Raw genomic sequence first — 22,126 nt, forward strand, 5'->3', positions numbered from 1 at the left:
GCCCCGAGAGCCTAGGAGCACCATCGATGTCAGCAGCTGCACACGGCCACACCCCCGCCGCTTGGACCGGCGTCGTCATCTCCTTCGTCGGCTTCGGCATCGCGGGCGTCGCGATGATCCTGCCGTCGCCGCTGCTGGTCTGCGCCGGTCTGGCGGTCGTCCTGGTCGGCGGCATCGTCGGCAAGGCCATGTCGATGGCGGGCATGGGCAAGCAGGCGAGCACCAACGTGTACACCTCGGTCGAGGAGCAGGTCGAGGCCCGCAAGGCGGCCCTCGAGGGCCGCGAGGTCGTCGCCGCCTGACGACGGGCCGCGAGGCCGCCGCTGCCTGACGACGGGGTACCGCCCCTCGCGGGCCCCTCGGCGGCCGGACCCTTTTCGCACAACCGAACGGCGGGCGCGCCACGCCCGCCGTTTCGTTCTGTCCGGGCCCGGCGCGGGCACAATCGGGGCGTGAACGCCGCCCCCACCGCCTCCGCCCCGCCGCCCGTGCTGCGCCGGCTGGGCCCGCCGCTGGCCGCGCTGGCGGCGGCGGCCCTCCCCACCGCGTACGTCGCCGTGGTGGACCCGAACGCCCCCGGGCACTACCCCGACTGCCCCTTCCTGACGGCCACCGGCTGGTGGTGCCCCGGCTGCGGGGGCCTGCGCTGCGTCCACGCGCTGACCCGCGGCGACCTCACCGGTGCCCTGCATGACAACGCCGTCGCGGTGCTGCTGTTCGGCGTCCTGGCGGTGCTCTGGTTGCGCTGGGGCTGGGCCGCGCTGACCGGCGGAGCGTCGCCGCGGGTCTCCGTCGGGGCGCGGCGGTGGGCGCTGATCCTGCTGCTGGTGCTGGTGTTCGCGGTGGTGCGCAACCTCCCGGTCGGCGCGGGGCTGGCGCCGCAGCCGTTCTGAGCGCTCCGCAGCCGTTCCGCGCGGGGCCGCCCGGCCCTTCCGAACCAAGGCGCACAGCCTCGGCGGGCAGCGCCGCCCCGGCCGCGAGCTCCGGAGGGAGCCGCGCTGGTCAGCGGCCGGACGGGCGGTCCCGGTCCGCGAGACGCGGCCCGGGCGGATGCGCCGCGTCCCATCGGGTGCCGATACCATCGAAGAGCGGACGGGCCCGAGCCCGTCTTCCGGCTCGGACGAGCGAACTGGCAGAAACGATGGGGGCTCCTGAGTGAGTGTGCTCGACTCGATCATCGAAGGGGTCCGCGAGGACCTCGCCGAGCGGCAGACCCGGGTCTCCCTGGACGAGCTGAAGGAGCTCGCGGCCAAGGCCCCGGAGGCCAAGGACGGCGTCGCCGCCCTCAAGGGCGACGGGGTGCGGGTGATCTGCGAGGTCAAGCGCTCCAGCCCGTCGAAGGGCGCGCTGGCCGCGATCGCCGATCCGGCCGCCCTGGCACGCGACTACGCGGCCGGTGGCGCCGCCGCGATCAGCGTGCTGACCGAACAGCGCCGCTTCGGCGGGTCGCTGGCCGACCTGGACGCCGTGCGCGCCGCCGTGGACACCCCGGTGCTGCGCAAGGACTTCATCGTCACCGCGTACCAGCTGTGGGAGGCCCGCGCGCACGGCGCCGACCTCGCCCTGCTGATCGTCGCCGCCCTCGACCAGTCGGCCCTGGTGTCGCTGATCGAGCGCGCCGAGTCGATCGGCCTCACGCCGCTGGTGGAGGCGCACGACGAGGAGGAGATCAAGCGCGCGGTGGACGCCGGCGCACGGATCATCGGCGTCAACGCCCGCAACCTCAAGACCCTCGAGGTGGACCGCAGGACCTTCGAGAACGTCGTGCACGCCATCCCGGACGGCATCGTGCGGGTGGCGGAGTCCGGCGTGCGCGGCCCGCTCGACGTGATCAACTACGCCAACCTGGGCGCCGACGCCGTCCTGGTCGGGGAGTCCCTGGTGACCGGCAAGGACCCGCGGGCCGCCGTGGCCGACCTGGTCGCGGCCGGGACCCACCCGGCCGTCCGGCACAAGGACTGATCGCGGCCCGATGAAGATCTCCACCCGACTCGCCCCCGGCTGCCGCCCGCGCGGCTGCCGCGCGCCCGCACGCCGGGTGCTGGGGCGTCGGGTGCGGTACGTGATCGGCTGCGAGCCGGGGCAGGTGCCGGGGCGGCGATGGCGCGTGGCGCTCGGCTGAACCCAGCCGATCGGACGTCACCGTCATCCACATCTCCCCGAGGGAATCCACCATGTCCGAGAAGGACTACCTGCCCGGCGCCCAGGTGCCGGACGCACGCGGCTACTTCGGCGCGTACGGCGGCCGCTTCATCCCCGAGGCGCTGGTCGCCGCGGTCGAGCAGGTCGCCGAGGAGTACGAGAAGGCCAAGGCCGACCCGGCCTTCACCGCCGAACTCGACGCGCTGCTGAAGGACTACACCGGCCGTCCCAGCCCGCTGACCGACGTGCACCGCTTCTCCGCCGAGGCGGGCGGCGCCCGCGTCCTGCTCAAGCGCGAGGACCTGAACCACACCGGCTCGCACAAGATCAACAACGTGCTGGGCCAGGCGCTGCTCACCAAGCGCATGGGCAAGACCCGGATCATCGCCGAGACCGGCGCGGGTCAGCACGGGGTGGCCACCGCCACCGCCTGCGCGCTGTTCGGCTTCGACTGCACCATCTACATGGGCGAGGTCGACACCGAGCGCCAGGCGCTCAACGTCGCCCGGATGCGGATGCTCGGCGCCGAGGTGGTGGCCGTCAAGTCCGGCAGCCGCACCCTCAAGGACGCCATCAACGAGGCCTTCCGCGACTGGGTCGCCAACGTCGACTCCACCCACTACCTGTTCGGCACCGTCGCCGGGCCGCACCCCTTCCCGATGATGGTCCGCGACTTCCACCGGGTCATCGGCGCCGAGGCCCGGCAGCAGGTGCTGGACCGCACCGGGCGGCTGCCCGACGCCGTCGTCGCCTGCGTCGGCGGCGGCTCCAACGCGATGGGCATCTTCCACGAGTTCATCCCGGACGCCGGCGTGCGGCTGATCGGCTGCGAGGCGGCCGGCGAGGGCGCCGACACCCCCAAGCACGCGGCCACCCTCACCAAGGGCGACCCGGGCGTGCTGCACGGCTCCCGCACCTACGTCCTCCAGGACGAGGACGGCCAGACCATCGAGTCGCACTCCATCTCGGCCGGCCTCGACTACCCGGGCGTCGGCCCGGAGCACGCCTGGCTGAAGGACACCGGCCGGGCCGAGTACCGCCCCGTCACCGACGACGCCGCGATGCAGGCCCTGCGGCTGCTGTCCCGCACCGAGGGCATCATTCCGGCCATCGAGAGCGCCCACGCGCTCGCCGGCGCCCTGGAGCTGGGCCGCGAGCTCGGGCCGGAGGCCACCATCCTGGTCTCCCTCTCCGGGCGCGGCGACAAGGACATGCACACCGCGGCCCAGTACTTCGGGCTGTACGACGAGCCGGCCGGCGACGCGGCCGACGGGGGTAAGTGACCATGGCTTCGAACCTCAACGCCGCCAAGCCCGGCGCCGGCAAGCTCAGTGGCAGCCTGGCGGCCGCCAGGGCCGAGGGCCGCGCCGCGCTGATCGGCTACCTGCCGGCCGGCTTCCCGACCGTCGACGGCGGCATCCGGGCCGTCAAGGCGCTGATCGAGGGCGGCTGCGACGTCGTCGAGATCGGCCTGCCGCACTCCGACCCGGTCCTGGACGGCGCGGTCATCCAGACCGCCGACGACATCGCGCTGCGCGGCGGTGTGCGGATCAAGGACGTGCTGCGCACCGTCCAGGAGGTCGCCGCGGCGCACCCCGGCACGGCGGTGCTGGTCATGACGTACTGGAACCCGGTCGACCGCTACGGCGCGGCGCGCTTCGCGGCCGACCTGGCCGCGGCGGGCGGGGCGGGCTGCATCCTGCCGGACCTGCCGGTGGAGGAGTCCGAGGAGTGGCGCAAGGCGGCGGACGCGCACGGGCTGGACACCGTGTTCGTGGTCGCCCCCAGCAGCAAGGACGCCCGGCTCGCCGAGGTCACCGCGGCGGGCAGCGGCTTCGTCTACGCGGCCGCCGTGATGGGCGTGACCGGCACCCGCTCGGCGGTCGGCTCGCTGGCCGAGGACCTGGTCGCCCGCACCCGGGCCACCACCGACCTGCCGGTCTGCGTCGGCCTCGGCGTGTCCGACGCCGCGCAGGCGGCCGAGGTCGCCCGGTTCGCGGACGGCGTGATCGTCGGGTCGGCCTTCGTGAAGCGGATCCTGGACGCGGGCGACGACGAGGCCGCGGCCCTGGACGCGGTGCGCGCGCTGGCGGGCGAACTGGCCGCGGGCGTGCGCAGGCGCTGACGCCTGGCGCCCGGCGCCGGCTGCCCGGCGCCCTGGCGCCGGCACGTGGACGAGGTGACGGTCCGCCACCCTCTCGGGGTGGCGGACCGCCACCTTTTTTCGTGCCCGGATGACCGGCCGTCAGCCTGCAGCAGCCCCGAACGAGTGAACAGCGGCGGCGACACGCACCAGCCGGGGTTGACCGGCGTTGAGTGGAGGGACGAGTGCATGAACGACGTGCACGGGGTGCCGAGCGGGCGAAGGGGTGAGTCGGTGGCTGGTCTTCATCGGGCCGTGTTGCTGCGGGCGGCGGCCGCCGCGCTGGCTCTGGGCGCCGCCGTCGGCGCGCACACCGAGGTCGGGCAGGCGCTGGCCAAGCGCGGCGCCGAGCGGGCGGAACGGGAGGCGGTCGCCTGCGCGGAGGCAGCGCGGTGGGACGCGGCCGAGCGGGCCGCCCGGACACCGCACGAGGGGCGCCCCGAGCCGTTCGACCCGGGGCGGATGCCGGGCTGCCACTGACGCACGGGTGTTCTCCCGAATCGGACGGAACACCGTGTTGCGTCACCCATGAGGCTTAATTCGCGAAAGCGGAGGAACCCCCCTCCCTCCCCTACGGTTCGTCAGGAAGTGAACGAGTATCCCGAGGGGGGTTCCCTGATGGCCGGCCCGGCAGCGCAGTCCGGCGACCCGGCGCCCGCACCGACGGCTCGGCGGCCGGTGCCCGCCTGGAGCGAGTGGTTCGGCCTCGCCGTCCGGCTCGGCCTCGCGGTGGTCTGGGGCTGGGCCGGACTGGCCAAGATCGCCGACCCGGCGGAGGCGGCCCAGGCCGTCCGCGCCTACGAGATCCTGCCCGAGGGCCTGGTCAAGCCGATCGGCTACGGCCTGCCGTTCCTGGAGCTGGCGCTCGCCGTGCTGCTGGTGGTCGGACTCGGCGTCCGCCTCGTCGCCGGGGTCTCCGCGCTGCTGCTGCTCACCTTCATCGCCGGGATCGCCTCGGCCTGGGCGCGCGGCATCTCGATCGACTGCGGCTGCTTCGGCGGCGGCGGGCACGTCGACGCCTCGCAGACCGAGTACCTCCAGGAGATCCTGCGCGACACCGGGTTCCTGCTGCTGGCCGGCTGGCTGCTCTGGCGGCCGCGCACCCGGCTCTCGGCCGACGGCTGGCTGGCCGGCTGACCGCCCGGCCCGCCCCCTGCCCCGACCCGCCCCCTGCTCCGACCCGCCCCCCCCACTCCAGCCCCCCACTCCCGCACCCGACGAAGGCTCCCCGACCGTGGATGTCAAGGCAATGAGCGAGAAGAACCGAGAAGGCAAGCGCACCGCCCGCGAGCGGATGCTGGCGCAGCGGGCGGCCGAGGAGGCCACCTCCAAGCGCAGGAAGAAGCTGATCGCGGGCGGTGCCGTGCTCGCGGTGATCGCCGCCGCCGTGATCGCCGGCATCGTGGTGCAGGACCAGCGCTCCAAGCCGGAGACCCCGACCGCCGCCCCGGCCGGGACCATCGGCGACAAGAACCTGGTCATCCCGGTCGGCGCGAGCAACGCGCCCTCCGTCCTGACGGTGTACGAGGACCCGCGCTGCCCCGCCTGCGGGATCTTCGAGCGCGAGTTCTCCTCCACCATCGACCAGCTGGAGGACACCGGGAAGGTCACCGCCCACGTCCACGTCGTCTCGTTCATCGACCGGGCGGTGCCCGGCAAGGGCTCCAAGACCGGCGCCAACGCGCTCGCCTGCGCCCAGGACGCCGGACACTTCCGCGACTTCCACGACGTGCTGTACCGCAACCAGCCGGACGAGACCAACGACGCCTTCGGCGACAAGGCCGTCCTGCTCAACCTCGCGAAGCAGGTCGACGGACTGGACACCCCGGCCTTCCAGGCCTGCGTCAACGACAACAAGTACGGCGGCTGGGTGTCCGCGGTGCAGCAGGACTTCGACAAGTCCAGCTACAAGTCCACCCCGACCGTGCTGCTCAACGGCCAGTCGGTCTACCCGAAGAACGGCGACGAGGAGATCACCCCGGCGAACCTGGTGAAGTGGGTGGACGCCGCGAACCAGGGCAAGCAACTGGGCACGGCCGGCTCCCACGGCCAGTCCCCGGCCCCGACCAGCACCGCCTCGGAGGCCAACAACCCGTCGCCCGCCGCCGGCTGAGCACCCGCGCCGCCCCCGCCCCCGCCCCGTCCGGAAGGGGCGGGGGCGCGAGCGCAGGGCCCGTTGTTCGGCTTCTGTGACCCCAGGGGTGTCCGACCGGGGCGTCGGACCCTGTAGCGTCGGAACCGCCATGGATATCGCCTACATTCCCAGCCCGTCGCGGGGCGTCCTCCACCTCGGACCGATCCCGCTGCGCGCCTACGCCTTCTGCATCATCCTCGGTGTCGTCGTCGCCGTCTGGCTCGGCAGCAAGCGCTGGGTCGCCCGGGGCGGTGCCAAGCACACCGTCGGGGACATCGCCGTCTGGGCCGTGCCGTTCGGCCTGGTCGGCGGCCGGCTGTACCACGTGATCACCGACCACCAGCTGTACTTCGCCGAGGGGAAGAACCCCTGGAACGCCTTCAAGATCTGGGAGGGCGGCCTCGGGATCTGGGGCGCGGTCGCGCTGGGCGCGGTGGGCGCCTGGATCGGCTGCCGCCGCCGGGGCGTGCCGCTGCCCGCGTACGCGGACGCCATCGCGCCCGGCATCGCGCTGGCGCAGGCGCTGGGCCGCTGGGGCAACTACTTCAACCAGGAGCTGTACGGGCGGGCGACCACGCTGCCGTGGGGCCTGGAGATCCACAAGACGCTGCCCGACGGCACGGTCGTCAACGGCGTCTTCCACCCCACCTTCCTGTACGAGTCGATCTGGGACGTGGCCGTCGCGCTGCTGGTGATCTGGGCGGACCGCCGGTTCAAGCTGGGCCACGGCCGGGCCTTCGCGCTGTACGTGGCCGCGTACACGGTGGGCCGGTTCTGGACCGAGTGGCTGCGGATCGACGAGGCGCACGTCTACTTCGGCCTGCGGCTGAACGACTGGACCTCGATCGTGGTGTTCATCGGGGCCGTGGCGTACTTCGTGATCGTCGGCAGGAAGCGGCCCGGCCGCGAGGACCCGGCGAGCATCGACCCGGCGGCGCACGAGCCGGTGCCCGGCTCGGCGGACGAAGCGGCTGACGAGCCGGTGGCCGAGGCGGCGGGCGGGGCCGACGGCAAGAACGGCGGCAAGGCCGGGAACCGGGCCGCCGCCACGGCGGACGGCGCCGGCGGGACGCAGGCCGAGCGCCGGGCGGCCGGCCCGGAACCGTCTCAGCCCCTGGACGAAAAGACCTCGGCCGAACCGGCCACCGCCGTCGCCGAGCAGGCCGGCAAGGGCCGCGAGGACGCCGAGAACCCGATCTGACCAGGGACTTCACCCGACTGAGGCCACCCTTGCGAAGGGTGGCCTCAGTGCTGTTCGGACAGCCTTACTTTGCTGGAAATGCCCAGGTCACGCGGGCTACGGTCGAGGCGACGAACGAAGACGGAGGGGAAGAACCGTGAGTACGACCACCCTGGAAGCCGAACCGGCCCAGCACCCGCGGATACCCGCGGCGGACCACCACCGGGACGTCAACGGCGGCTGGCTGCGGCCCGCGGTGTTCGGTGCCGTGGACGGCCTGGTGTCCAACTTCGCCCTGATGACCGGAGTGGTCGGCGGTGCGGCGTCCAACGGCACGGTGATCCTCACCGGACTCGCCGGCCTGGCGGCCGGTGCCTGCTCGATGGCGGCGGGGGAGTACACCTCGGTGGCCTCGCAGCGGGAGCTGGTGCAGGCCGAGATCGAGGCCGAGCGGCTGGAGCTGAGCCGCAACCCGCACGGCGAGCTGGCCGAGCTGGCGCAGCTGTACGTCTCCCGCGGGGTCGACCCGGACCTCGCCCATGAGGTGGCCCGGCAGCTGTCCCGCGACCCGGAACTGGCGCTGGAGATCCACGCCCGCGAGGAACTGGGCGTCGACCCCAACGACCTGCCCTCGCCGCTGGTCGCGGCGGGCTCGTCGTTCCTGTGCTTCGCGCTCGGCGCGCTGCTGCCGCTGCTGCCCTACCTGCTCGGCGCGACCACGCTGCTGCCCGCGCTGCTGCTCGCCGCGGTCGGCCTGTTCGCCTGCGGCGCGGTGGTGGCCCGGGTCACCGCGCGCAGCTGGTGGTTCAGCGGAGTGCGACAGCTGGTCCTCGGCGGCGCCGCCGCCGGGGTCACGTACCTGCTCGGCTGGCTGATCGGCGGGCATGTGGGATGACCCGAAACCCTGCATGATTATGCCGGGCAACGCGTGACGTTTCACACATGGGCGTCCCGCGGTGCCCGGCATAGTCTCATCATCCGAGCCCCGACGGCCGCGGATTCGCATCCACCGACCGGGGCTGCGGAATGGATTCGCAGGCGCCCATGATCGGCTTGTGTGGCGATCCGGTTTCGCCCCTGTTTCGGGCCGCGGACGGTTGGGCACAATCGTCGGGACGTGCGCCGTGGCACGTCCCCCCTTCCACCCCGCCTGACCTGCGCGCCCGTCCGCCATGTGGACGGGATATTCCGCTTCTCGGGATCCTGGGCATCATGTAACTTGCACCACCGCACCATCGCAGGACCCCCACCGCACCACCGCATCAGGGCCAACGTCGTCCCTACTTGCACCAACTTGCCGAAAGACGACGACGGGAGAGCCGATGCTGTCTGCATCCATGCACTCCGCCAACGAGCCTCAGGCCGGCGGCCCCCGCCCGCCCTACGCGCTCGTGCCGGATGCGCGACCTGCTGCTCAGGGCCTGTACGACCCGCGGAACGAGCACGACGCCTGTGGCGTCGGTTTCGTCGCCACGCTGACCGGCATCGCCGACCACACCATCGTCGAGCAGGCGCTGAACGTCCTGCGCAACCTGGAGCACCGCGGCGCCACCGGCGCCGAGGCGGACTCCGGCGACGGCGCGGGCATCCTCACCCAGATCCCCGACGCCTTCCTGCGCGGCAAGGTCACCTTCGAACTCCCGGCGGCCGGCGCCTACGCCGTCGGCATCGCCTTCCTGCCCGACGAGGACGCGGCCGACGCCGCCGCCGTCGCCCGGATCGAGGCCATCGCCGCCGAGGAGGACCTCACCGTCCTCGGCTGGCGCGACGTCCCGGTCACCCCCGACCTGCTCGGCGCCACCGCGCGCAGCGTGATGCCGCGCTTCCGCCAGCTCTTCCTGTCCCACCGCGACCGCACCGGCATCGAGCTGGACCGCGTCGCCTTCGTGGTCCGCAAGCGCGCCGAGCGCGAGGCCGGCGTCTACTTCCCCTCGCTGTCCGCCCGCACCATCGTCTACAAGGGCATGCTGACCACCGGCCAGCTGGAGCCCTTCTTCCCCGACCTGTCGGACCGCAGCTACGCGTCCGCGATCGGCCTGGTGCACTCGCGCTTCTCCACCAACACCTTCCCGAGCTGGCCGCTCGCCCACCCGTACCGCTTCGTCGCGCACAACGGCGAGATCAACACGGTCAAGGGCAACCGCAACTGGATGAGCGCCCGCGAGTCCCAGCTCGCCACCGACCTCATCCCGGCCAACGGCAACGGGCAGGGCCTGGAGCGGATCTTCCCGATCTGCACCCCCGACCACTCCGACTCCGCCTCCTTCGACGAGGTCCTGGAGCTGCTCCACCTCGGCGGCCGCTCGCTGCCGCACTCCGTGCTGATGATGATCCCGGAGGCGTGGGAGAACCACGCCACCATGGAGCCGGCCCGCCGCGCCTTCTACCAGTACCACTCCAACCTGATGGAGCCCTGGGACGGCCCGGCCTGCGTCACCTTCACCGACGGCACCCAGATCGGCGCCGTGCTCGACCGCAACGGCCTGCGCCCCGCCCGGTACTGGATCACCGAGGACGGCCTGGTCGTCCTCTCCTCCGAGGTCGGCGTCCTCGACATCGAGCAGGAGAAGGTCACCCGGAAGGGCCGCCTGCAGCCCGGCCGGATGTTCCTGGTGGACACCGCCGAGGGCCGCATCGTCGAGGACGACGAGATCAAGTCCGCCCTCGCCGCCGAGCACCCCTACGCGGAGTGGGTCGCCGCCGGGCAGATCCAGCTCGCCAAGCTGCCCGAGCGCGAGCACATCGCCCACACCCACGCCTCCGTCACCCGCCGCCAGCAGACCTTCGGCTACACCGAGGAGGAACTGCGCGTCATCCTGGCGCCGATGGCCCGCACCGGTGCCGAGGCGCTCGGCTCGATGGGCACCGACTCCCCGATCGCCGCGCTCAGCGAGAAGCCGCGCCTGCTCTTCGACTACTTCGTGCAGCTCTTCGCCCAGGTCACCAACCCGCCGCTGGACGCCATCCGCGAGGAACTCGTCACCTCGCTGCTGTCCAACCTCGGCCCCGAGGGCAACCTGCTGGCCGCCGAGGCCGCGTCCTGCCGCTCCGTCGGCATCACCTTCCCGGTGATCGACAACGACGAGCTCGCCAAGCTGGTCCACATCAACGCCGACGGCGACCAGCCGGGCCTGAAGGCCGTCACGCTGTCCGGCCTCTACAAGGTCGCCACCGGCGGCGAGGGCCTGGCCGCGCGCCTGGCCGAGATCGCCGCCGAGGCCGACGCCGCGATCGCCGACGGCGCCCGGATCATCGTGCTCTCCGACCGGCACTCCGACGCCGAGCACGCCCCGATCCCCTCCCTGCTGCTCACCTCGGCCATCCACCACCACCTCATCCGCACCAAGCAGCGCACCCAGGTGTCCCTGCTGGTCGAGGCCGGTGACGTCCGCGAGGTGCACCACGTCGCCCTGCTGATCGGCTACGGCGCCGGCGCGGTCAACCCCTACCTGGCGATGGAGTCCGTCGAGGACCTCGTCGCCCAGGGCGTGTTCATCCAGGGCGTCGAACCCGAGAAGGCGATCAGGAACCTGATCAAGGCGCTCGGCAAGGGCGTCCTCAAGGTGATGTCCAAGATGGGCATCTCCACCGTCGCCTCCTACCGCGGCGCCCAGGTCTTCGAGGCCATCGGCCTCTCCCGGGAACTGGTCGACGCCTACTTCGCCGGCACCACCACCAAGCTCGGCGGCATCGGCCTCGACGAGATCGCCAAGGAGACCGCCGCCCGGCACGCCAAGGCCTACCCGGCCTCCGGCATCCCCGCCGCGCACCGCGCGCTGGACATCGGCGGCGAGTACCAGTGGCGCCGCGAGGGCGAGCCGCACCTGTTCGACCCGGACACCGTCTTCCGGCTGCAGCACTCCACCCGCAACCGCCGCTACGACATCTTCAAGCAGTACACGGACCGGGTGAACGAGCAGTCCGCCCGCCTGATGACGCTGCGCGGCCTGTTCCAGCTCGACGGCCTCGGCCGCGAGCCGATCCCGGTCGACGAGGTCGAGCCGGTCTCCGAGATCGTCAAGCGCTTCTCCACCGGCGCCATGTCGTACGGCTCGATCTCCCGCGAGGCCCACGAGACCCTCGCCATCGCGATGAACCGCCTCGGCGGCAAGTCCAACACCGGCGAGGGCGGCGAGGACCCGGACCGCCTCTACGACCCCGAGCGCCGCTCGGCGATCAAGCAGGTCGCCTCCGGCCGGTTCGGCGTCACCTCCGAGTACCTCGTCAACGCCGACGACATCCAGATCAAGATGGCCCAGGGCGCCAAGCCCGGCGAGGGCGGTCAGCTGCCCGGCCACAAGGTCTACCCGTGGGTCGCCAGGACCCGGCACTCCACCCCGGGTGTCGGACTGATCTCGCCGCCGCCGCACCACGACATCTACTCGATCGAGGACCTGGCGCAGCTGATCCATGACCTCAAGAACGCCAACCCCGCCGCCCGCATCCACGTGAAGCTGGTGTCGGAGGTCGGCGTCGGCACCGTCGCCGCGGGCGTCTCCAAGGCGCACGCCGACGTCGTCCTGGTCTCCGGACACGACGGCGGCACCGGCGCCTCGCCGCTCACCTCGCTCAAGCACGCCGGCGGCCCCTGGGAGCTCGGCCTCGCCGAGACCCAGCAGACCCTGCTGCTGAACGGGCTGCGCGACCGCATCGTCGTCCAGACCGACGGCCAGCTGAAGACCGGCCGCGACGTCGTCATCGCCGCGCTGCTCGGCGCCGAGGAGTTCGGCTTCGCCACCGCACCGCTGGTCGTCTCCGGCTGCATCATGATGCGCGTCTGCCACCTGGACACCTGCCCCGTCGGCGTCGCCACCCAGAACCCGGTGCTGCGCGAGCGGTTCTCCGGCAAGCCCGAATTCGTCGTCAACTTCTTCGAGTTCATCGCCGAGGAGGTCCGCGAGATCCTCGCCTCCCTCGGCTTCCGCTCGATCGAGGAGGCCGTCGGCCGCGCCGAGCACATCAACGCCCAGGCCGCCATCGACCACTGGAAGGCCGCCGGGCTCGACCTGGCCCCGCTGTTCCACGTGCCCGAACTGCCGGACGGCGCCCCCCGGCACTGCACCACGACCCAGGACCACGCCCTGGACAAGGCGCTCGACAACCAGCTGATCGCGCTCGCCGAGGACGCCCTGGAGCGCGGCGAGACCGTCCGCATCCAGCTGCCGATCCGCAACGTCAACCGCACCGTCGGCACCATGCTCGGCCACGAGGTGACCAAGCGGTACCGCGGCGAGGGCCTGCCCGAGGGCACCATCGACGTCACCTTCACCGGCTCCGCCGGCCAGTCCTTCGGCGCCTTCCTGCCCCGCGGCGTCACCCTGCGGCTCGAGGGCGACGCCAACGACTACGTCGGCAAGGGACTCTCCGGCGGCGTCGTCGTGGTCCGCCCCGCCCGCGAGGCCGCGGCCATCGGCAACGACGCGCAGAACCACGTGATCGCCGGCAACACCATCGGCTACGGCGCCACCTCCGGCCGGATCCACCTGCGCGGCAAGGCCGGCGAGCGCTTCGCCGTCCGCAACTCCGGCGCCACCCTGGTCGTCGAAGGCGTCGGCGACCACGGCCTGGAGTACATGACCGGCGGCCGGGTCGTCATCCTCGGCGAGACCGGACGCAACCTCGCGGCCGGCATGTCCGGCGGCATCGCGTACGTCCTGGACCTGCGCCCCGCCAACGTCAACGACGGCATGGTGGGCATCGAGGCCCCCACCGCCGCCGACCGCGAATGGCTGCGCGAGACCGTGCAGCAGCACTACGAGGAGACCGGCTCCACCGTCGCCGCCGAGCTCCTGGCCGACTGGGGCGGCGGGGTGTCCCGCTTCTCCAAGATCATGCCGACCGACTACAAGGCAGTGCTCGCCGCCAAGGACGCCGCTGAGCGCGCCGGCCTCTCCGAGGCCGACACCACCGCGAAGATGATGGAGGCGGCTAATGGCTGACCCCAAGGGCTTCCTGACCACGCCCAAGCAGCTGGCGGAGCGCCGCCCGGTCGACGTCCGGATCAAGGACTGGAACGAGGTCTACGTCGAGCGCAGCCTCCTGCCGATCATCACCCAGCAGGCCGGCCGCTGCATGGACTGCGGCATCCCGTTCTGCCACAACGGCTGCCCGCTCGGGAACCTCATCCCCGAGTGGAACGACCTCGCCTACCGGGACGACTGGACCGGCGCCATCGAGCGCCTCCACGCCACCAACAACTTCCCGGAGTTCACCGGGCGGCTGTGCCCGGCGCCCTGCGAGTCGGCCTGCGTGCTCGGTATCAACCAGGACGCGGTGACCATCAAGAACGTCGAGGTCACCATCATCGACAAGGCCTGGGACCGCGGCGGGGTCACCCCGCAGATCCCGGAGCGGCTCTCCGGCAAGACCGTCGCCGTCATCGGCTCCGGCCCGGCCGGCCTCGCCGCCGCCCAGCAGCTCACCCGCGCCGGCCACACCGTGGTGGTGTACGAGCGCGCCGACCGCATCGGCGGCCTGCTGCGCTACGGCATCCCCGAGTTCAAGATGGAGAAGCGCCACATCAACCGCCGCATCGAGCAGATGCGGGCGGAGGGCACCCGGTTCCGCACCGGCGTCCACGTCGGCGAGGACATCACCGCCCAGCAGCTGCGCGAGCGCTTCGACGCCGTCGTCGTCGCCGCCGGCGCCACCACGGCCCGCGACCTGCCGGTGCCCGGGCGCGAGCTCAAGGGCGTCCACCAGGCCATGGAGTACCTGCCGCTGGCCAACAAGGTGCAGGAGGGCGACCTCGTCGAGTCGCCGATCAGCGCCAAGGGCAAGCACGTCGTGGTGATCGGCGGCGGCGACACCGGCGCGGACTGCGTCGGCACCGCCCACCGCCAGGGAGCCCTGTCGGTGACCCAGCTGGAGATCATGCCCCGCCCCGGCGACGACCGCCCCGGCCACCAGCCGTGGCCGACCATGCCGATGACCTACAAGGTCACCTCCGCCCACGAGGAGGGCGGCGAGCGGATCTACTCCGTCAGCACCACCCACCTCACCGGCGACGAGGACGGGAACGTCCAGGAACTCCACCTCGTCGAGGTCGAGTTCAAGGACGGCCGGTTCGAACCCGTCCCGGGCACCGAGCGCGCCGTCCCGGCCCAGCTGGTCACCCTCGCCATGGGCTTCACCGGCACGGACGTCACGAACGGCCTGGTGGAGCAGCTCGGCGTCGACCTCGACGCGCGCGGTAACATTGCCCGCGACGGCCGGTTCGCCACCAATGTCGATGGCGTGTACGTCTGCGGAGACGCCGGCCGTGGCCAGTCACTGATCGTCTGGGCCATCGCGGAGGGCCGCTCGGCCGCTGCCGCGGTGGACAAGTACCTGGGCGGCAAGACCCCGCTTCCCGCCCCGATCCGGCCCACGGACCGCCCCCTGGTGGTCTGACGGCACGGACGGTCCGACCGGCCCCCGAACCCCCGGCGCCGCATCGCCGGGAGCTCAACCCGCTGCCCCCGCCAGCGTCGCCGGGCCAACGCGGTCTCCTGGCGCCCGCCCTCTTCCCCGACCAGTTGGAGGGTGGGCGCCGTCGCGTTCCCGGCCGGAGCCGTGGCGTCCGCGCCCGGCGCGGTCGCCTCCCCGCCCCCGTGCCGTCGCGTTCCCGGCCGGCTGCCGTCGTGTTCCCGGGCCGAAGCGGTCGCGTTCCCGGCCGGCTGCCGTCGTGTTCCCGGGCCGAAGCGGTCGCGTTCCCGGCCGTTCCCCGGGTGTTCTCACCCGGCTCTCACCTGCGCCCCCGCCCGTGCTCCCACCAGCGCTCCCACCAGCACTTTCGCCCACCCGCCGCAGGCCCGCTCACAGCTTTCTCCCAGGCTTGGCCCCACCGCCGCAAAGCGCCCCGGCGCAGGCTGTTGTTCGTCGGTGCCAGGTGGCAGACTGCCGCCGATGGCCGGGGGGCTGCGCGAGTGCGGAGGGTGACTTCGATGGGCACGACTCAGGCAGGCGGGGGCGCCACCGTACGGCGACTGCTGCTCGGCAACCAGTTGCGCAGGCTCCGCGAGGCCAGGGGCGTCACCCGCGAGGAGGCCGGCTACTCGATCCGCGCCTCCGAGTCGAAGATCAGCCGGATGGAACTCGGCCGCGTCGGCTTCAAGGAACGCGACGTCGCCGACCTCCTCACCCTCTACGGCGTCGAGGGCGAACAGGAACGCGCCGCCGTCCTCGCACTCGTCCGCGACGCCAACGCCGGATCCTGGTGGCACGAGTACGGCGACGTCCTGCCCGCCTGGTTCCAGAACTACCTGGGCTTGGAGGAGGCCGCCGCCGAGATCCGCAGCTACGAGGTCCAGTTCGTCCACGGGCTGCTCCAGACCGCCGACTACGCCCGCGCCGTGATCACCGCCGGCTGCCACGGCCTCCGCGCCGAGGACATCGAACGCCGGGTCGAAGTACGGCTCAGGCGCCAGGACCTGCTCAGCGCCGAACGCCCGCCCCGGCTGCTCGCCGTCCTGGACGAAGCCGCGCTGCGCCGCCCCTGGGGCGGCCCCGAGCAGATGCGCGGACAGCTCGACCGGCTCCTCGAACTCTCCGAACTGCCCCACGTGCGGCTCCAGGTGCTGCCGCTCGGCACCGCCGGGCTCGCCGCCGAGAGCGGCGCCTTCAGCGTGCTGGGCTTCGCCGAGGCCGAACTCGCCGACGTGGTCTACCTCGAACAGTTCACCACCGCGCTCTACGTCGACAAGCCCGCCGAAGTCGCCTCCTACCGCCGGGCGATGGAGGACCTGCAGGCCGAGAGCCTCAGCCCCGGAAGGACCCGCGACCTTCTGCACTCCGTACGCCAAGAGCTCTGACACGTCAGTACGATGAGGTCCCATCAGGTCGGGCACGAGAGGGATCAGATGTCGTACTTCTCCGAGTTGGCGCTGCAGTACATCGACGGCGAATGGTGCGGCGGCAGCGGCTCCTGGGACATCGTCGACGTCGACCCCTACACCGGCGACAAGCTGGCCACCATCACCGTCGCCACCGTCGCCGAGGTCGACCGCGCCTACCGGGCCGCCGAGCGCGCCCAGCGCGGCTGGGCCGCCACCAACCCGTACCAGCGCCGGCTGGTGTTCGAGCGCGCGCTGCGGCTGGTGGAGGAGCGCGAGCCGGAGATCGTCCGGGCGATCGCCGCCGAACTCGGCGGCACCGCGCTCAAGGCCGGCTTCGAACTGTCCCTGGTGAAGGACGTGTTGCGCGAGTGCCTGCACCTGTCGGTGGCCGCCGAGGGCCGGCTGCTGCCCTCGCCGGCCCCCGGCAAGGAGAACCGGCTCTACCGGCTGCCGGTCGGTGTGGTCGGCGTGATCAGCCCCTTCAACTTCCCGCTGTTCCTGGCCCTCAAGGCCGTCGCCCCGGCGCTCGCCCTCGGCAACGGCGTCGTGCTCAAGCCGCACCAGGAGACCCCGGTCGTCGGCGGCTCCCTGATCGCCAGGATCTTCGAGGACGCCGGTCTGCCGCCCGGCCTGCTGAACGTCGTGATCACCGACATCGCGGAGATCGGCGACAGTTTCATCGAACACCCGGTTCCCAGAGTGATCTCCTTCACCGGATCCGACGGGATCGGCCGGCACGTCGCCACCGTGGCCGCCGCCCACTTCAAGCGGACCGTGCTGGAACTCGGCGGCAACAGCGCGCTGATCGTCCTGGACGACGCCGACCTCGACTACGCCGTGGACGCGGCCGTGTTCAGCCGCTTCGTCCACCAGGGCCAGGTCTGCATGGCCGCCAACCGGGTGCTGGTCGACCGCTCGGTGCTCGCCGAGTTCACCGAGAAGTTCGTCGCCAAGACCGCCTCGCTGACCGTCGGCGACCCCAAGGATCCGGCCACCCACATCGGACCGCTGATCAACTCCGTCCAGGCCGACGCGATCACCGCCCAGATCGACCAGGCGATCGCCGGCGGCGCCACCGCGCTGCTGCGCGGCACCACCACGGGCAGCCTGATGGCACCGACCGTGCTCACCGACCTGCCGGCGGACGCGCCCATCCTGCAGCGCGAACTCTTCGGCCCGGTCGTGCTCCTGGTGCCCTTCGACGGCGAGGACGAGGCCGTCCGGCTGGCCAACCACACGCCGTTCGGGCTCAGCGGCGCGGTGCACACCGCGGACCTGGAGCGCGGGGTGCGGGTCGCCCAGCGGATCGAGACCGGCATGATCCACGTCAACGGCGGAACCATTGCCGACGAGCCGGGGGTGCCCTTCGGGGGCGAGAAGAACTCCGGCGTCGGGCGGCTCAACGGCGAGTCCACCGTGGACGCGTTCACCACCGTGAAGTGGATCTCCGTGCAGCACGGGCGGGCGCCGTTCCCGTTCTAGGCGCCGTTCCCGTTCTAGGGGTCAGGCGGCCCGGGCCTCCCGGCGGTAGTTGCCGGGGGCCCGGCCGAACTCCCGCTTGAAGGCCTTGGCGAACGCGTACTCGGACCCGTACCCGGTCTGCGCCGCCACCGCCGTCAGCGGCGCCTCCGACTCGCGCAGCAGCCGGGCGGCGGTGGTCATCCGCCACCGGGTCAGGTACGCCATCGGCGGCTCGCCCACCATCGAGGTGAACCGGCGGGCGAACGCCGCCCGGGACAGGCCCGCCCGGTCCGCGAGGGACTCCACCGTCCACGGGGTGGCCGGGGCCTCGTGGATCGCCGTCAGGGCGGGCGCCACGGCCGCGTCCCGCAGGGCGGCCGCCCAGCCGGCGGCGGTCTCGGCGGGCTGGTCCTCGAACCAGGCCCGCAGGATGTAGAGCAGCAGCGAGTCGATCAGTGCCGGGACGATCCCGGTCGAGCCGATCCGCGGGTTCTCCAGCTCGGAGCCCAACAGCTCGACGGCGGCGGCCAGTTCCGGGTGGCGTCCGTGCCGGGTCGGCAGGTGGATCAGTTCGGGCAGCTGCCGGACCATGGGGTGGGGGCGCCCCTGGTCCAGGTGGTAGTTGCCGCACAGCAGGGTGGTGCGGGCGCCGTCGCCGCCCAGGGAGACGGTGCCGATCGGCGAGTTGCCGTCGACCCGGCAGCTCTTGGCGTCCACCGGCGGGGTGTCCGGGTGGTCGGCCAGGACGTGGCCGCGGCCGTCCCGCAGGAACACCACGTCCCCCGGACTGAGCGCGACGGGCTCGCGGCCGGCCGCCGGACCGGTGGGGCCCGCCGAACCCGCGGGGTCCGTCGAAGCCGCCGGGCCCACCGGGCCCACCGGGACCAGCCAGCAGGTGCCGTACAGCACCACGTGGAAGCCGGCCCCGGCCACCGGGGGCAGGCGCAGGGCCCACGGCGCCCGGCCGTCAGTGCGGACGGACGCCGGGTGCGCCGTCCGCATCGAACCCAGCGCCTCGGTCAGGATGTCCATCGCCCGCCCCCAGCGGTCTCGTCAGTCAACGGTCAGTACGACCTTGCCCTGGACGGTACCGGAGCCGACCAGCTCGTGCGCCCGGCCGGCCTCGGCGAGCGGGAAGGTCTCGGCGACGTGCGGGCGGATGAGGCCCTCGTCGACCAGGGTGGCGATCGTCTCGAGCGAGGCGTAGTCGGGCTCGACGGAGACGCCGGCGAAGCGCCGCCCGGCGGCCTCGATCGCGGCGGCGAGCTCCCGGTTGCCGTGCTCCATGATGCTGACCAGGGTGCCGCCCGGCTTGAGCACCTCCAGGGCGCGGGTGCCTTCGGAGGAGGAGTCGAAGACGACGTCGACGTCCTCGACCGCCTGGGTGTAGTCGGTGGTCCGGTAGTCGATCAGCTCGTCGGCGCCGAGCTCCTTGAGGAAGGCGTGCTTGGGCTCGCTGGCCAGCGCGATCACGTACGCGCCGCGGAGCTTGGCGATCTGCACGGCGAGGTGGCCGACGCCGCCCGCCGCCCGGTGGATCAGCACGCGCTGGCCCTCGCCGACGCGGGCCAGGTCCACCAGGCCCTGCCAGGCGGTGAGCACGGCCAGCGGCAGCGCGGCGGCCTGGACGTGGTCCAGGGTGGCGGGCTTGCGGGCCAGCTGGCGGGAGGGCGAGGTCACGTACTCGGCGTAGCCGCCGGCCGCGCGCGGGAAGAACGGCATCCCGTAGACCTCCTCGCCCACCCGGTAGCGGGCCCCCGGGCCGACCTCCTCGACCACCCCGGAGATGTCCCAGCCCACCGTGAACGGCGGCTCGCCCAGCAGCGGGAGCAGCCCGGCCCGCACCGCCACGTCCACCGGGTTCACGGCGGCGGCCTTCACCCGCACCAGGACCTCGCCGCTCGACGGCGTCGGCCGCTCCACCTCGGTCAGCCTCAGAACCTCGGGGCCGCCGAACTTCGTCTGCACGATCGCGCGCATCCAACTCTCCTCATCCGGTCACCGCCGGCCCCCCGCGGGGCCGTGCTCGATTTCCCTAACCATAGGAAGATCGAGTGAGCGGATGAATATCCTCTAGTCTCGTCTGGATGTCCGATCGTCTCGCGCGGTGAGCGGGTCGGCCGGAGGGGCGGAATCGGCCACCGACCGGAGGAGTGGAATCGGCCGCCGACCGGAGGAGCGGAAGAGGCCGCCGACCGGAGGAGCGGGAGAGGCCGCCGGCCGGAGAGCAAGGAAGAGGCCGCCGGCGCGGGACTGCTCGTCCGGCGCCGACGGCCTCTGCGGCAGGTGCGGCTAGAACACCGGCTGTCCGGCGCGGACCAGGCGCCAGGAGTTGGTGAAGAAGTCGGCGGGGTCGATGGTGCCCTTGGCCTTGACCCAGGCGATCATCGTGTTGCGGATCTCGTCGGAGTTCGACCAGACGACCTTGGCGGTGGCCACGTGCGGGAAGTTGCCGCCGCCGTTGGCGCGGTAGTTGTTCACGGCGAGCACGAACTGCGCGGCCGGGTCGATCGGCTTGCCCTGGTAGCTGAGGTTGACGATCCGCTGGCCCTTGGGCTGGGCGATGTCGATGTCGTAGCTCAGGCCGTAGACCGAGTCGTAGTTGTAGTCCGGCGTGGTCTCGGCGCCGGTCATGGCCTCCTTGTCGACCGGGGCGCCCGGAGCGAGCTGGTAGTAGTACTTCGCCGAGAACTCCAGGTAGTCCTTGAGCTGGGCACCCGTCAGGATGCGGGCCTCCAGGGTGTTCTCGTAGATGTACAGGCCCGCGGCGTCGCGCAGCTTGACCTGGCCGGCCGGGATCAGCGCGGTGCGGTTGAACGGGGCGGCCTGGGCCAGGACCGGGAGGTTGCCGTACTGCCCGCCCGCCAGCGCGGCCTTCACGGCGTCCGCCTGGACCTTGCCGATCAGGTCGATGATCGGGGTGGCCTTGAACCGGGCCTCGGCGATCGACAGCTCGATCTTGCTGGTGCCGATGTTCTGGTTGACGTACGCGACGACCTTCTTGTGCTGCCCGAGGATCGCGTCGGAGATCTCCGGGTTCTCCGGCACGGTGTTGGAGTTCAGCACCCGGGAGGAGACCGAGACGACCTTCCAGTGGCCGTCCGCGAACTCGACCTCGAAGTCGAAGCAGCTCAGCCGCTGGCCCCAGCACAGCGGCTCGGAGAGCACGACCGTCCGGCCGGTCTTCTTGTTCACGATGAGGCGCTGGGCGACCTCCTTGTGGGTGTGGCCCACCAGCACCGCGTCGATGTCCGGGACGGTCTCGGCCATCTCGCCGGAGGCGTCCTCGGGCCAGGGCAGCTGGTCCCCGTAGGTGGTCGGCTCGTCGATGCCGGAGTGGGCGGAGACGACGATGACGTCCGCTCCCGCCGCCTTCATCCGGGGTACGTACTTGGCGGCGGTCTCCACGATGCCCGGGAAGACCATCTTGCCGCTGACGTTGGCCTTGTCCCAGATCGCGATGCCCGGGTTGGTCAGACCGAGGATGCCGACCTTCAGCGGGGTGTCCTCGTCCAGCCACACCTCCTTGATCACGTACGGCTCGAAGGCCGGCTTCTCGTTCTTCGCGTGCAGCGCGTTGGCGCCCAGCAGCGGGAACTCCAGCTGGTCCTCGAAGGCCTTCACGGTCGGGATGCCGTAGTTGAACTCGTGGTTGCCCAGCGCGGCGGCGTCGTAGCCCATCAGGTTCATGGCCACGGCCATCGGGTGGTCCGGCACGTTGTCGCCGTCGGTGGCGATCGGCTCGACGCGGGCGTAGTAGTAGGTCAGCTGGGTGCCCTGGATGATGTCACCCGAGTCGATCAGCAGGCAGCGGTCCCAGCCCTTCTCCTCGCGCACCTGGTTGGCCAGGGTGGAGATCTTGGCGAGACCGACCGCGTTGTGGGCCTTGTCGACGTACTCGGCGTCGGTGAAGTAGTCCCAGTTCAGCACCCGGCCGTGCAGGTCCGTGGTGCCCATGACGGTGAAGGCCTGGCGGCGCGGCTTGCGCTTGCTGCCCTTCGCCGCCGCCGCGTCCGGCTCGGCGGCCGCGGCGGCGGGAGCGGCGGCGACCACGGCCCCGCCGGCCAGGGCGGCGCCGGCGGCGGTGGCTGCGGACCGGGTGACGAAGTCACGGCGGTTCAGGGGCATGGATGACTCTCCCGAGTGGGGACGATGGTGGATGCACCGTCAACGTGTGGGACGTACGGGGTCCGTGGCGCGTCCGGGAAACCGGTGACGCGCGTAGAGGGACGCGCGTAGAAGTGTGCCGT

At 72.3% G+C, this 22,126-nt stretch carries 18 protein-coding genes; 15 read left to right on the forward strand and 3 right to left on the reverse strand.

Annotation, left to right across the window (positions count from 1 at the left end; translation table 11 throughout):
• The first annotated feature begins 26 nt into the window (after positions 1-26).
• The 15 genes from ACGF07_RS09540 (at position 27) to ACGF07_RS09610 (ending at position 17,897) form a co-directional block, all read left to right on the forward strand.
• Positions 27-302: an HGxxPAAW family protein gene (locus ACGF07_RS09540; RefSeq protein WP_350741264.1), complete on the forward strand. Its 276-nt coding sequence runs from the start codon at positions 27-29 to the stop codon at positions 300-302.
• Between the two features lie 150 nt (positions 303-452).
• Entirely contained in the window at positions 453-893 is a 441-nt protein-coding gene (locus tag ACGF07_RS09545) for a DUF2752 domain-containing protein (RefSeq protein ID WP_350741262.1), read from the forward strand.
• Between the two features lie 262 nt (positions 894-1,155).
• The gene (gene trpC, locus ACGF07_RS09550; protein WP_350741260.1) at positions 1,156-1,962 is read left to right on the forward strand and encodes an indole-3-glycerol phosphate synthase TrpC; all 807 of its coding nucleotides are present in this window, start codon (positions 1,156-1,158) and stop codon (positions 1,960-1,962) included.
• A gap of 10 nt (positions 1,963-1,972) precedes the next feature.
• Positions 1,973-2,122 (forward strand): tryptophan biosynthesis modulator TrpM, encoded by a 150-nt coding sequence (gene trpM, locus ACGF07_RS09555; protein WP_392896912.1) that lies wholly within the window; start codon positions 1,973-1,975, stop codon positions 2,120-2,122.
• A gap of 52 nt (positions 2,123-2,174) precedes the next feature.
• A complete protein-coding gene (gene trpB, locus ACGF07_RS09560; RefSeq protein ID WP_392896914.1) occupies positions 2,175-3,425 on the forward strand; it encodes a tryptophan synthase subunit beta in 1,251 nt (416 codons plus the stop codon).
• A 2-nt stretch (positions 3,426-3,427) separates the two neighbouring features.
• Positions 3,428-4,267, forward strand: coding sequence for a tryptophan synthase subunit alpha (trpA, locus tag ACGF07_RS09565; protein WP_392896916.1), 840 nt, complete (start codon positions 3,428-3,430; stop codon positions 4,265-4,267).
• 252 nt (positions 4,268-4,519) lie between these two features.
• The gene (locus tag ACGF07_RS09570) at positions 4,520-4,765 is read left to right on the forward strand and encodes a hypothetical protein (protein ID WP_350743807.1); all 246 of its coding nucleotides are present in this window, start codon (positions 4,520-4,522) and stop codon (positions 4,763-4,765) included.
• Between the two features lie 138 nt (positions 4,766-4,903).
• Positions 4,904-5,422, forward strand: coding sequence for a MauE/DoxX family redox-associated membrane protein (locus tag ACGF07_RS09575; RefSeq protein WP_392896918.1), 519 nt, complete (start codon positions 4,904-4,906; stop codon positions 5,420-5,422).
• Positions 5,423-5,534: 112 nt separating this feature from the next.
• Positions 5,535-6,398: a DsbA family protein gene (locus ACGF07_RS09580; RefSeq protein ID WP_392896920.1), complete on the forward strand. Its 864-nt coding sequence runs from the start codon at positions 5,535-5,537 to the stop codon at positions 6,396-6,398.
• 130 nt (positions 6,399-6,528) lie between these two features.
• A complete protein-coding gene (lgt, locus tag ACGF07_RS09585) occupies positions 6,529-7,620 on the forward strand; it encodes a prolipoprotein diacylglyceryl transferase (RefSeq protein WP_392896922.1) in 1,092 nt (363 codons plus the stop codon).
• A 151-nt stretch (positions 7,621-7,771) separates the two neighbouring features.
• Complete coding sequence (locus ACGF07_RS09590) at positions 7,772-8,494, forward strand: VIT1/CCC1 transporter family protein (protein WP_392897062.1); 723 nt, start codon at positions 7,772-7,774, stop codon at positions 8,492-8,494.
• Positions 8,495-8,921: 427 nt separating this feature from the next.
• The gene (gene gltB, locus ACGF07_RS09595; RefSeq protein WP_392896924.1) at positions 8,922-13,538 is read left to right on the forward strand and encodes a glutamate synthase large subunit; all 4,617 of its coding nucleotides are present in this window, start codon (positions 8,922-8,924) and stop codon (positions 13,536-13,538) included.
• On the forward strand, positions 13,531-14,991 hold the full coding sequence (locus ACGF07_RS09600) for a glutamate synthase subunit beta (protein ID WP_392896926.1): 1,461 nt from the start codon (positions 13,531-13,533) through the stop codon (positions 14,989-14,991). Before gltB ends, ACGF07_RS09600 begins: the two co-directional genes overlap by 8 nt.
• Positions 14,992-15,524: 533 nt before the next feature.
• Positions 15,525-16,391, forward strand: a complete 867-nt coding sequence (locus ACGF07_RS09605; RefSeq protein ID WP_392896927.1) for a helix-turn-helix domain-containing protein — start codon at positions 15,525-15,527, stop codon at positions 16,389-16,391.
• Positions 16,392-16,439: 48 nt separating this feature from the next.
• Positions 16,440-17,897, forward strand: a complete 1,458-nt coding sequence (locus tag ACGF07_RS09610) for an aldehyde dehydrogenase family protein (protein WP_392896929.1) — start codon at positions 16,440-16,442, stop codon at positions 17,895-17,897.
• 21 nt (positions 17,898-17,918) lie between these two features.
• Here ACGF07_RS09610 and ACGF07_RS09615 read toward each other — a convergent pair whose 3' ends face one another.
• The 3 genes from ACGF07_RS09615 to ACGF07_RS09625 form a co-directional block, all read right to left on the reverse strand.
• A complete protein-coding gene (locus ACGF07_RS09615; RefSeq protein ID WP_392896931.1) occupies positions 17,919-18,908 on the reverse strand; it encodes an AraC family transcriptional regulator in 990 nt (329 codons plus the stop codon).
• Positions 18,909-18,929: 21 nt separating this feature from the next.
• On the reverse strand, positions 18,930-19,856 hold the full coding sequence (locus ACGF07_RS09620; RefSeq protein WP_392896933.1) for an NADP-dependent oxidoreductase: 927 nt from the start codon (positions 19,854-19,856) through the stop codon (positions 18,930-18,932).
• Positions 19,857-20,168: 312 nt separating this feature from the next.
• Positions 20,169-22,004 carry a bifunctional metallophosphatase/5'-nucleotidase gene (locus ACGF07_RS09625; protein WP_392896935.1) on the reverse strand — a complete coding sequence of 612 codons (1,836 nt, stop codon included), beginning with the start codon at positions 22,002-22,004 and terminating at the stop codon, positions 20,169-20,171.
• Positions 22,005-22,126 lie beyond the last annotated feature (122 nt).

It is taken from the genome of Kitasatospora sp. NPDC048194, assembly GCF_043202455.1.
GTDB lineage: Bacteria > Actinomycetota > Actinomycetes > Streptomycetales > Streptomycetaceae > Kitasatospora.

What these genes read in the sequence shown, in the direction of transcription:
- ACGF07_RS09620 (WP_392896933.1), bottom strand. Translation starts at nt 19,856, where the DNA reads ATGCGCGCGATCGTGCAGACGAAGTTCGGCGGCCCCGAGGTTCTGAGG.
- ACGF07_RS09615 (WP_392896931.1), bottom strand. Translation starts at nt 18,908, where the DNA reads ATGGACATCCTGACCGAGGCGCTGGGTTCGATGCGGACGGCGCACCCG.
- ACGF07_RS09625 (WP_392896935.1), bottom strand. Translation starts at nt 22,004, where the DNA reads ATGCCCCTGAACCGCCGTGACTTCGTCACCCGGTCCGCAGCCACCGCC.
- ACGF07_RS09540 (WP_350741264.1), top strand. Translation starts at nt 27, where the DNA reads ATGTCAGCAGCTGCACACGGCCACACCCCCGCCGCTTGGACCGGCGTC.
- ACGF07_RS09610 (WP_392896929.1), top strand. Translation starts at nt 16,440, where the DNA reads ATGTCGTACTTCTCCGAGTTGGCGCTGCAGTACATCGACGGCGAATGG.
- gltB (WP_392896924.1), top strand. Translation starts at nt 8,922, where the DNA reads ATGCTGTCTGCATCCATGCACTCCGCCAACGAGCCTCAGGCCGGCGGC.
- ACGF07_RS09580 (WP_392896920.1), top strand. Translation starts at nt 5,535, where the DNA reads ATGAGCGAGAAGAACCGAGAAGGCAAGCGCACCGCCCGCGAGCGGATG.
- ACGF07_RS09605 (WP_392896927.1), top strand. Translation starts at nt 15,525, where the DNA reads ATGGGCACGACTCAGGCAGGCGGGGGCGCCACCGTACGGCGACTGCTG.
- lgt (WP_392896922.1), top strand. Translation starts at nt 6,529, where the DNA reads ATGGATATCGCCTACATTCCCAGCCCGTCGCGGGGCGTCCTCCACCTC.
- trpB (WP_392896914.1), top strand. Translation starts at nt 2,175, where the DNA reads ATGTCCGAGAAGGACTACCTGCCCGGCGCCCAGGTGCCGGACGCACGC.
- trpM (WP_392896912.1), top strand. Translation starts at nt 1,973, where the DNA reads ATGAAGATCTCCACCCGACTCGCCCCCGGCTGCCGCCCGCGCGGCTGC.
- ACGF07_RS09600 (WP_392896926.1), top strand. Translation starts at nt 13,531, where the DNA reads ATGGCTGACCCCAAGGGCTTCCTGACCACGCCCAAGCAGCTGGCGGAG.
- trpA (WP_392896916.1), top strand. Translation starts at nt 3,428, where the DNA reads ATGGCTTCGAACCTCAACGCCGCCAAGCCCGGCGCCGGCAAGCTCAGT.
- ACGF07_RS09575 (WP_392896918.1), top strand. Translation starts at nt 4,904, where the DNA reads ATGGCCGGCCCGGCAGCGCAGTCCGGCGACCCGGCGCCCGCACCGACG.